Consider the following 8,907-nt stretch of genomic DNA (forward strand, 5'->3'; position numbering starts at 1 on the left):
TGGCGTCGATCAGCGCCGGCGTGCGCGGCAGGTCCTCGTACCATTGCAGCGTGACACCGGAGAGCGGGAATTTCGGCGTCGCCGCGGTGTTGATCGAGAAGATCGGCAGGAAGATCACCGGCAGGTAAAGGAAGAGGATGTACAGGCAGGCATAGGTCGATAGCCAGCCTGGCAGGAAGCGTCTAATCGCCGTCATCGCGCGAGCCTCTGCAGAGCACGGATGATCAGCACCGTGGCGCCGGCCATCAGCGAGACGATCACCATGGTGGTGACGGACAAGGCGGCGCCCAGCGGCCAGTTCGACGCCTTGCCGAATTGCGCCTGGATGGCGTTGGCGATCATGACGCCGTCCTTGCCGCCGACGAGCTTGGGCGTGACGTAGTCGCCGACGGTCGGGATCATGACGATGAGCGCCGCCGAGATGACGCCGGGCGCCGACAGCGGCAAGGTCACGCGCAGGAAGGAGCGCAGCGGTCCGTCTCCGAGGTCGGTCGCAGCCTCGACCAGCGTGCGATCGACCTTCTCCAGCGAAACGAAGATCGGCAGGATGGCGAAGGTCGCCCAGGCATGGGTCAGTGTGATGATCACGGCACTGGAGTTATAGAGTAGCGCCGTCGACGGTTCGCTGATGATGCCGAGTCCCATCAGGCCGGAATTCAAGACGCCGTTGTAGCCGAGGATCACCTTCCACGACATCACGCGCAGCAGGTAGCTCGTCCAGAACGGGATGGTGATGAGGAAGAGCCAGAGGCTCTTGTGGCGGCCTCCATGGAAGGAAATGAAGTAGGCGATCGGGTAGGCGAGGATGACGGTGAGCACGCTAACCGTCAGCGAGATGTAGAGCGAACGCCAGAGCAGTTCGCGGTAGATCGGCTCGGTCAGCGCGATCCGATAGTTCTCCAGCGTGAACGTGTGGTCGATGGTGAGGTAGTTCTGCGTCCAGAAGGAATGGGCGATGACGACCAGGATCGGCAGGAGCAGAAGGATCAGCGCGTAGAGGAAGGTGGGGCTGATCAGGGCAAAGCCCTGCACGGGTTCCGATTGCAGAAGGGCATTTCGTCTGGTCCGCGCCATGCTGAGCGGGGGCGACCCTTCCGCGGCCGCCGTCATTGCAGCGCTCCGGGCGTGATTTCAGTTGCTGGCTCGGACTGTCCCGCCATGCGAGCTTCCCATTAGTGGCGCCGGTCGCCCGTTCCCAATTCTTATGCCCGGAGCGTGGCCGCTCCCTGCTTGCCGGCTTTCTTTCAACATGAGCGCATCCGCCAATTGAAATCAAGCTCTAATTCTGAGATATTGATTGAACGGATATTCAAAATGAAGTGAAGAAAAGTCGCTTTTCCGCGGTTTGGCGCTTCGTTTGGTGTCCGGCGAACATTCCGCAACCGGACGAAGCGAGGCTAACATGGCGGCTGCAAGCAAAATCAAGGCGAGGGACATCGTCGAACCTGGCGACGACGACGCGGTCGAGCTCGCCAAGCGCCATCTCGTCCAGCCCTGGCCATATGCCGGCTCGGTCGGCGCCGAGGCGCGCACGCTGATCGGCGAGGGCGACGGCATCTACATCACCGATGCCTCCGGCAAGCGGTTGATCGACGGCCCGGCCGGCATGTGGTGCATCAATGTCGGGCATCGCCGCGAGGAGCTGGCAAGGGTGATGTACGACCAGGCGATGGCGCTCTCCTACAACACGCCCTGGTATACCATGAACGCGCCTTCGGCCGAGCTTGCCAGGCGCATCGCCGACGCCGCGCCCGGCGACCTCAGCCACACCTTCTTCACCACCGGGGGCTCCTCGGCGGTGGAGACGGCGCTGCGCTTCATGCAGTTCTACAACAATGTGCGCGGCCGCCCGGAGAAGAAGCTGATCCTCAGCCGCGCCGGCGCCTATCACGGCTCGACCTACCTGTCGGCTTCGCTCAACGGCCGGCCGCGCGACCGCGACTGGATGGACGGGGCCGACGAACTGGTGGTCAAGCTGTCGTCGCCCGACCCGTTCCGCCGGCCAAAGGGCATGGATGTCGCCGCCTTCGTCGATTTCCTGGTCGACCAGTTCCGCGACACCATCGCGCGCGTCGGCGCCGACCGGATCGGCGCCTTCGTCGGCGAGCCGGTGCAGGCGTCCGGCGGCGTCATCGTGCCGCCGGACGGCTATCTCAAGCGCATCCGCGAGATCTGCCGCGAGAACGACATCCTCTACATCTCCGACGAGGTGGTGACCGGCTTCGGGCGCCTTGGCCATGTCTTCGCTTCGGGCGACGTGTTCGGCATCGATCCGGACATGATCACCTTCGCCAAGGGCGTCACCTCGGGTTACTTCCCGCTTGGCGGCGTCATCATCTCGGAGCGGCTGCTGGAGCAACTGCGCCGCTCCAACCATCCCGACGCCCTGTTCGGCCACGGCCTCACCTACACCAGCCATCCGATCGGCTGCGCGCTGGCGCTGAAGAACCTCGACCTGCTGGAAGAGGGCGTGCTTCAGCACACGCGCGAGATCGCGCCCTATTTCCAGGCGCGGCTGAAGACGCTGGAAGAACTGCCGCTGGTGGGTGAAGTGCGCGGCGTCGGCCTCATGGCCTGTGTCGAGTGCGTTGCCGACCGCGAGAGCAAGGATCCGCTGCAGCTCGACAAAAATGTCGGCAAGCGCATCGACGCGCATTGCCACGAGCTCGGCCTGCTGGTGCGACCGCTGATCAATATGTGCGTGATGTCGCCGCCGCTCATCATTTCGCGCGAGCAGGTCGACGACATGGTGGCGATTTTGCGCGAAGGCATTTCGCGCACGATGGACGACCTGAGGAAAGAGGGCGTCTGGCGGGGATGACGGCTCTTCCTCTCCCCGTTTCACGGGGAGAGGGTGCCCGGAGGCGGAAGCGGGGCGGCGCCGGCGAACGGCTGCGCCGAAACCAGCGTGCCCGGAATCACCACGGGATCGTGCCGAGTGTGGCGTGCGTGAACATGCCTGTCGGGCCGTCCGGGCCGAGCAATGCGACGCGCACCGCCTCGCGGGCGCCTTCCTCGACGGTCTCGGTGCCCTGATAGCCGTTGAGGTTCGTTTTGGTGAAGCCGGGCGAGACGGCGTTGACCTTGATCCGGGTCGGCTCCAGCTCGATCGCCATGGCCAGCGTCATGGCGTTGAGGGCCGTCTTGGATGCCGGATAGACCGGGCCGAAGATCGAGCGGTAGGGGAAGGCCGGGTCGGCGTTGCGCGTCAGTGAGCCGACGCCGCTCGACACATTAACGATGCGGCCGGCCGGCGCCTCGCGCAGCAGCGGCAACATGGCCTGGGTAACGGCGAGCACGCCGAACACATTGGTCTCCCACACCGCGCGCACCTCATCGAGCGACACGTTGCTCGGGCGGGTCAGCTTGGCGTAGTCCTCGACGGACTGGCCTTGCCGCTTGCTCGTGTTCGAGATCGCGGCGTTGTTGACGAGGGCGTCGAGGCGGCCAAGCTCGCTGCGGATGCGCGCCGCCGCCGCGGCGATCGAGGACTGATCGGTCACGTCGAGCTGGATCGCGCGTGCGTCCGGCCCGATCTCGCTGGCCGCGGCCTCGCCGCGTCCGAGACTGCGTGACCCGACCAGCACCGTGAAGCCGTGTGTCACCAGCTCTCTGGCGATCTGAAGGCCGATGCCTTGATTGGCCCCGGTGACCAGGGCGACGGGTTTGTCGTGCATGTTGCTCTCCTTCGAATGAATTGTCGTTCAATCGGGCGGCTTCGGGGATTTATCCGGCAGCGCGTTGGGTGGCGGGGCGGCGCCTCAGGCCGGCTTGCAGGATCGCCGGCGGGTTGTAGCCGGCCTCGTTGAAACCGACATCGGTTCCGGGCGGCACGATCTGGTCGATACGGTCCAGGACCTCATCGCTGAGGCGGACCCCGGCGCCGGCGAGCAGTTCGTCGAGATGCTGCATCGTGCGTGGCCCGAGTATGGCCGACGTCACGCCTGGATGCGTCATCACGAAGGCCATCGCCATATGGATGAGCGACAGCCCTGCTTCGTCCGCCAGCGGGATCAGCTGCTCGACCGCGTCCAGGCTGCGCTCGTTGGACATCTGCCTCGGCATGTATCGCACCCGCAGGCTGTCGGGCAGCGGCTGACCCTTGCGGTAGCGCCCGGTGAGCAGGCCTTTCGACAATGGGCTCCAGACCATCGCTCCCATTCCGTAACGCTCGCAGGCAGGAAGCACCTCGCGCTCGATGCCGCGATCCAGGATCGAGTAGGGCGGCTGTTCGGTGCGGAAGCGAGCCAGCCCCCGCCGTTCGGCGACCCACTGGGCCTCGATTATCTCGGAGACCGGGAAGGTCGACGATCCGATCGCCCGCACCTTGCCCGCGCGCATCAGATCGGTGAGCGCGGAAAGCGTTTCCTCGATGTCGGTATCGGGCGCGGGCCGGTGAATGAGGTAAAGATCGATATGGTCGGTCTGCAGGCGGCGCAGCGAGCCCTCCACCGCCTGCATGATCCAGCGCCGTGAGTTGCCCTGGCTGTTCGGGTCCTCGCCCATGGGCCCGTTCACCTTTGTGGTCAGCACGACCTTGTCGCGCCGGCCTTTCAGCGCCTTGCCGACGATCTCCTCTGATTCGCCGCGGCTGTAACGGTCGGCCGTGTCGATGAAGTTGATGCCGGAATCCAAGGCCTTGTGGATGATGCGAATGCAGTCGTCATGGTCGGGGTTTCCAAGCCCGCCGAACATCATCGCGCCCAGGCAGTAAGGGCTGACCTTCATGCCGGTTCTTCCAAGCGTGCGATATTGCATGTCCTTCTCCTTCGTGCGCATGGCTGTGGTCAAAACGGCCTTGCGGCGCTATATTCAACCAAAGCGGAACCTCATTCCGTTATACGGAACATTGTTCCGTTTTGCAAGAGAGGGTATCTTTGAGCGATAGATCGGACGATTTGGACATTGGCCGCGAGCCGCGGGCCCGCCCGGACCGGCGCGTACGCGCCGACGCGCAGCGCAACCTCGATGTGCTGCTGCAGACGGCCATGTCGGTGTTTGCGACCTCCGGTGTGGATGCGCCCGTGCGCGAGATCGCGGAAAAGGCCGGCGTCGGCATCGGCACCGTCTACCGGCACTTTCCGCAACGCTCCGACCTGATCGCCGCCGTCTTCCGCCGCGAGATCGATGCCTGCGCGGACGCGGCGCCCCTCCTGTCGGCCGAGCACGATTCATTCGAGGCGTTGGCGAGTTGGATGCAGCGATACGCCGCCTTCATTGCCGCCAAGCGTGGACTCGCCAAGGCCTTGCACTCGGGAGACCCGGCCTTCGACAGCCTGCCGGGCTACTTCGACCAACGGCTGCGGCCCGCCCTGCGCACGTTGCTCGACACGGCGACCGCCGCCGGCGCGGTGCGCGCCGATGTCGACGCCGACGAATTGCTGGGCGCGGTGGCGAGCCTGTGCATGTCGGCCCACAATGCAGGGAGCGGCCGCGCGGAGCGCATGGTCGCTCTCCTCGTCGACGGACTGCGCCACGGCGCGAAGCCGTCATAGCGCGACGTTGGGTGTCGCGGGCCACCTCTTGGCTCGTGGAGGGAGCGGCTCACCGTTTCATGGAAACGATGAGTCGCCTGTTTTCTATGAGCGCGACCGCAGCGCGTCGTTCAGCGCCCACATATCCTTCTCCTCCGGCGGGGTCTCCAGGTTGAGCACCGGGACCTGCCTGCGCAGATGGTCGTGGTGGGTGCGCACGCCATACTCGAGGTCAGACAGGTAGAAGCCTTCGAAGGCTTCCGATAGCATCGACTCGTTCGACCAGACCGAAAGCTGGACGTCCTCGTTCATGGTGTCGCGGTCGATGCGGTAGGCGAGGTAGCGCGCCGCAGCCTGCTCTCTCGTTTCGTCCGCGTAACGATAGATCGCCCCGCGCAGCAGCGTCTCGCCCGTGGACAGCGGGAACTCCTGATAGAACTGCACCGATTCCGGCATGATCGACAACGCATTGTTGGGGAAGATGCCGTAGTAGATCCAAGCCTTGCGCAGATGCTCCGGCAGATGCGCCGGTTCGGGCGAGATCTTGATGTACTGGCCGACACTCCAGCGCCGCCCGGCATGCGGATTGTAGGTGGCGAAGGACCGCGACACGCCGTTGACGAAAGGCTCGTCGAAATAGGTCGCGCCGTAAAGGTCCTGCAGTGCCGGGTGCGCCATGGCGACGTGATAGCCTTCATTGTCGACGTCGCGCACCGACTTCCAGTTGACCGGCGATTTCTGGGTCCAGATGCCCCAGGACGGAACCATTTCGGCAACGTTATAATGCGCCATCTCCGCCTCGATCGGCTTCAAGAGCTCCGCGACCGAAGGCTGCGGGCCGCCCCTACGAAAGCGGATGAAGATGAAGCCCATCCAGATTTCGAGGTCGAGCGGCATCAGGCCGAATTCGGTCTTGTCGAGCTCGGGGAAGGAGCGCGGACGGGCCGCGCCACGCAACGTGCCGTCGAGATTGTAGACCCAGCCATGGAACGGGCACACCAACGCGTTCTTGCAGCTGCCCTGGCTGTCGGCGACGACGCGGCTGCCGCGGTGGCGGCACATGTTGTTGAAGGCGCGCACGACGCCATCCTTGCCGCGTACGATGAGCGCACGTTCGCCGATCACGTCCATGGTCAGGTAGTCGCCGGGATTCGGCACGTCGGAAACATGGCCGGCGATCTGCCAGTGGTTTCGGAAGACGTGTTCCTTCTCGAGTTCGAGCAAGGCGTTGGAGTGATAACTCCAACCCGGCAGGCCCCGCCGGTCCCAATCGTTGGGGATCGCCACGTCACGGAGGTGCGGGTTCATCAGAATGCTCTTCTTTTTGTTGAATACTCATTCAATATAGGCATATTTTTCTTTGAAATGCAATAGGTTGTAAGAATCAGCCAATTCTTGGATTGATAACTCAAGGCCGATATGGCCGAGAAAATCCCGGAAAATCCGAGCCTTATCCGGCGACGCGGGGCGGCAATTCCGAAGGCGAATCCTGGTCGAGACCGAGGCCGGTTTCGCGACGCTTGGGGCGGTTCATCGTTTCACAAAAATGCCGAACCGCCCTGTCGCCGGTGAGCCCAAGAGAGTTTGCTGTGTGAGGTCATTTACAGTCTGCCCAGCCAAGCTGGTGCATCTTTTGTCCAAGCCGGAACAACGGGTGCGGACCGGCCGGAAGCAGGATCACGATTGGGGTTAAAGCCCCCTGTTTCAATCCTGTTACACGCGCAAGCGCGCCTTATCATCGGCCTGTTACCTAGCGCGTTTATATTCGTTTTATGAGAATAAGAAATATAACGAAGGGAACAAACGATGTTTTCGAAAGTCCAAACCGCCGGTAAAGAGCGCCGCGCGCACGGGCCCGAGCGCAACGATCGCCGGCCGAAGCTGGCGCTGCGCCAGCGCGCGAGCGACCATCCGATGGCGATGTTCATGCTGATCGGCAGCTGCGCCGTCATCGGCATGGCCGTCACACCGGCCGCAGGTCCGGCATTCGCCTCGATCAACCCGCCGGCCAATGTTGTGCAGGGTGCGCAGACCACGCTGAAGACCGCGCGCCTGCCCGAACCGGAGATCGATTTCGCCTGCAAGGGCCAGAACTGGGGCAGCGAGAACGCCGAATGCCTGCGCGCCATCGCCGAGCAGTCCGGCCAGCACAGGGCCCGGGCCGTGCGCATGATCGCCAACGCGGCGCCGCTGACCAATACGCCGAACATATCTTGAGACCTCCCCAGAGCGCTCCCTCCTGCGCTCGAGCTAGGCTCCCACCGCTAACCCGGTCGGGAGCCTTTTTTTGAGGTCCAGAGGAGAGAGCTTCAGATTTCCACTGCGGTCTCATCGGCCACGGTCGAAAGGACACCCCTGACATCGAGCGTCGAGAACGGCTTCTCCAGGATATGCGGCCGCTGCTGCGGCGGCAGCGACTCGATCTCCGCCTTGGCGCCGATCAGGTCGCCGGTGACGAGCACGAAGCGTTGGGCCATGCCCGGCCGCTCCACCAGCAGTTCGCGGTAGATCGATATGCCGCTGGTGCCGGGCATGCGCAGGTCGGAAAAGACGATGTCCGGCGGCATGTAGCCGTTGAGCACGTCGCCGGCAGATGTCCAGCTTGCGACGACGCGCGACTTCACCCCCATCAACTCCAATATGTCGGAGAGCGAGGCTGCGACATCGGGCTCGTCGTCGATGATCAGCGCATGCCGCAAACCGCTGGAGCGCGCCGGGCCTTCCCCGGCCTTGGCGGCATGGCCCACGATGGCAGGGAGTTGGACGACGAAACGGGCGCCGTGCGGCTGCACCTCCTCGAACCAGATCGTTCCGTTGTGCCGCTCGACGATCGATTTCGAGATCGACAGGCCGATGCCGGTGCCGACGCCGACCGGCTTGGTGGTGAAGTAGGATTCGAAGATGCGCGAGCGGATGGCGTCGGGAATGCCCGGCCCGTTGTCCTCGACCGAGAAGCCGGGATTGCCGTGCAGGCCGCGGAAGGTCCGCACCTTGATGTGCTTCTCGCCGGCAACGACGGCCAGCGCATGCTGGCTGTTGATGAGGAAATTGGCAGCCACCTGCGTGACATGGTCGGCGTCCGCCATGGCAAGCAAAGGCCCGTCGGCGAAATCGGTGTCGACGACGATGCCGCTGGAGCGCGCGCCGTAGGCGGTGACTTCAAGCGCGGCGCGCATCACCTGGTTGAGATCGGTTTCCGCCTGCTCGGTCGGGTGCAGTCGCACCATCGACAGGAAGCTCTTGACGATGCGGCCGCAACGCTCGGCCGCGGCGCGCACCTTCTCGGCGCGAACCTTGGTCTGCGGGTCGCTGGCGAATTCGTGCAGCAGCGTCGACTGCGCAACGACCACGGCCAGAGGGTTGTTGAGCTCATGCGAAACGCCGGCAAGCAGCGAGCCCATCGCCGCCATCTTCTCGTTCTGGTGCAGCTTCT

At 64.1% G+C, this 8,907-nt stretch carries 8 protein-coding genes and 1 pseudogene; 3 read left to right on the top strand and 6 right to left on the bottom strand.

The window, feature by feature from the left end:
- Together Q0L57_RS32995 and Q0L57_RS33000 are read right to left on the bottom strand one after the other, a co-directional pair.
- Positions 1 to 196: pseudogene (locus Q0L57_RS32995) on the bottom strand (ABC transporter permease); the annotation flags it as partial.
- Positions 193 to 1,110 carry an ABC transporter permease gene (locus tag Q0L57_RS33000; RefSeq protein ID WP_296747283.1) on the bottom strand — a complete coding sequence of 306 codons (918 nt, stop codon included), beginning with the start codon at positions 1,108 to 1,110 and terminating at the stop codon, positions 193 to 195. The gene Q0L57_RS33000 and the pseudogene Q0L57_RS32995, both read right to left, overlap by 4 nt.
- A 292-nt stretch (positions 1,111 to 1,402) precedes the next feature.
- Here Q0L57_RS33000 and Q0L57_RS33005 point away from each other — a divergent pair, with 292 nt between their 5' ends.
- The gene (locus Q0L57_RS33005) at positions 1,403 to 2,821 is read left to right on the top strand and encodes an aminotransferase (RefSeq protein ID WP_296747284.1); all 1,419 of its coding nucleotides are present in this window, start codon (positions 1,403 to 1,405) and stop codon (positions 2,819 to 2,821) included.
- A 97-nt stretch (positions 2,822 to 2,918) separates the two neighbouring features.
- On the opposite strand, the gene Q0L57_RS33010 is transcribed toward Q0L57_RS33005, so the two are convergent.
- Both Q0L57_RS33010 and Q0L57_RS33015 read right to left on the bottom strand, forming a co-directional pair.
- On the bottom strand, positions 2,919 to 3,677 hold the full coding sequence (locus Q0L57_RS33010) for an SDR family NAD(P)-dependent oxidoreductase (RefSeq protein ID WP_296747285.1): 759 nt from the start codon (positions 3,675 to 3,677) through the stop codon (positions 2,919 to 2,921).
- 49 nt (positions 3,678 to 3,726) lie between these two features.
- Positions 3,727 to 4,758, bottom strand: a complete 1,032-nt coding sequence (locus Q0L57_RS33015) for an aldo/keto reductase (RefSeq protein WP_296747286.1) — start codon at positions 4,756 to 4,758, stop codon at positions 3,727 to 3,729.
- A 140-nt stretch (positions 4,759 to 4,898) separates the two neighbouring features.
- On the opposite strand from Q0L57_RS33015, the gene Q0L57_RS33020 reads away from it, so the two are divergent.
- Complete coding sequence (locus Q0L57_RS33020; protein WP_296747287.1) at positions 4,899 to 5,495, top strand: TetR family transcriptional regulator; 597 nt, start codon at positions 4,899 to 4,901, stop codon at positions 5,493 to 5,495.
- A gap of 84 nt (positions 5,496 to 5,579) precedes the next feature.
- On the opposite strand, the gene Q0L57_RS33025 is transcribed toward Q0L57_RS33020, so the two are convergent.
- The gene (locus tag Q0L57_RS33025; protein WP_296747288.1) at positions 5,580 to 6,782 is read right to left on the bottom strand and encodes an aromatic ring-hydroxylating dioxygenase subunit alpha; all 1,203 of its coding nucleotides are present in this window, start codon (positions 6,780 to 6,782) and stop codon (positions 5,580 to 5,582) included.
- A 498-nt stretch (positions 6,783 to 7,280) separates the two neighbouring features.
- On the opposite strand from Q0L57_RS33025, the gene Q0L57_RS33030 reads away from it, so the two are divergent.
- Positions 7,281 to 7,691, top strand: coding sequence for a hypothetical protein (locus Q0L57_RS33030; protein WP_296747289.1), 411 nt, complete (start codon positions 7,281 to 7,283; stop codon positions 7,689 to 7,691).
- 92 nt (positions 7,692 to 7,783) lie between these two features.
- Here Q0L57_RS33030 and Q0L57_RS33035 read toward each other — a convergent pair.
- Positions 7,784 to 8,907 (bottom strand): ATP-binding protein (locus Q0L57_RS33035; RefSeq protein ID WP_296747290.1); only part of this gene is annotated, 1,124 nt, incomplete at its 5' end.

The organism is Mesorhizobium sp. (assembly GCF_024509055.1).
Taxonomy (GTDB): domain Bacteria; phylum Pseudomonadota; class Alphaproteobacteria; order Rhizobiales; family Rhizobiaceae; genus Mesorhizobium.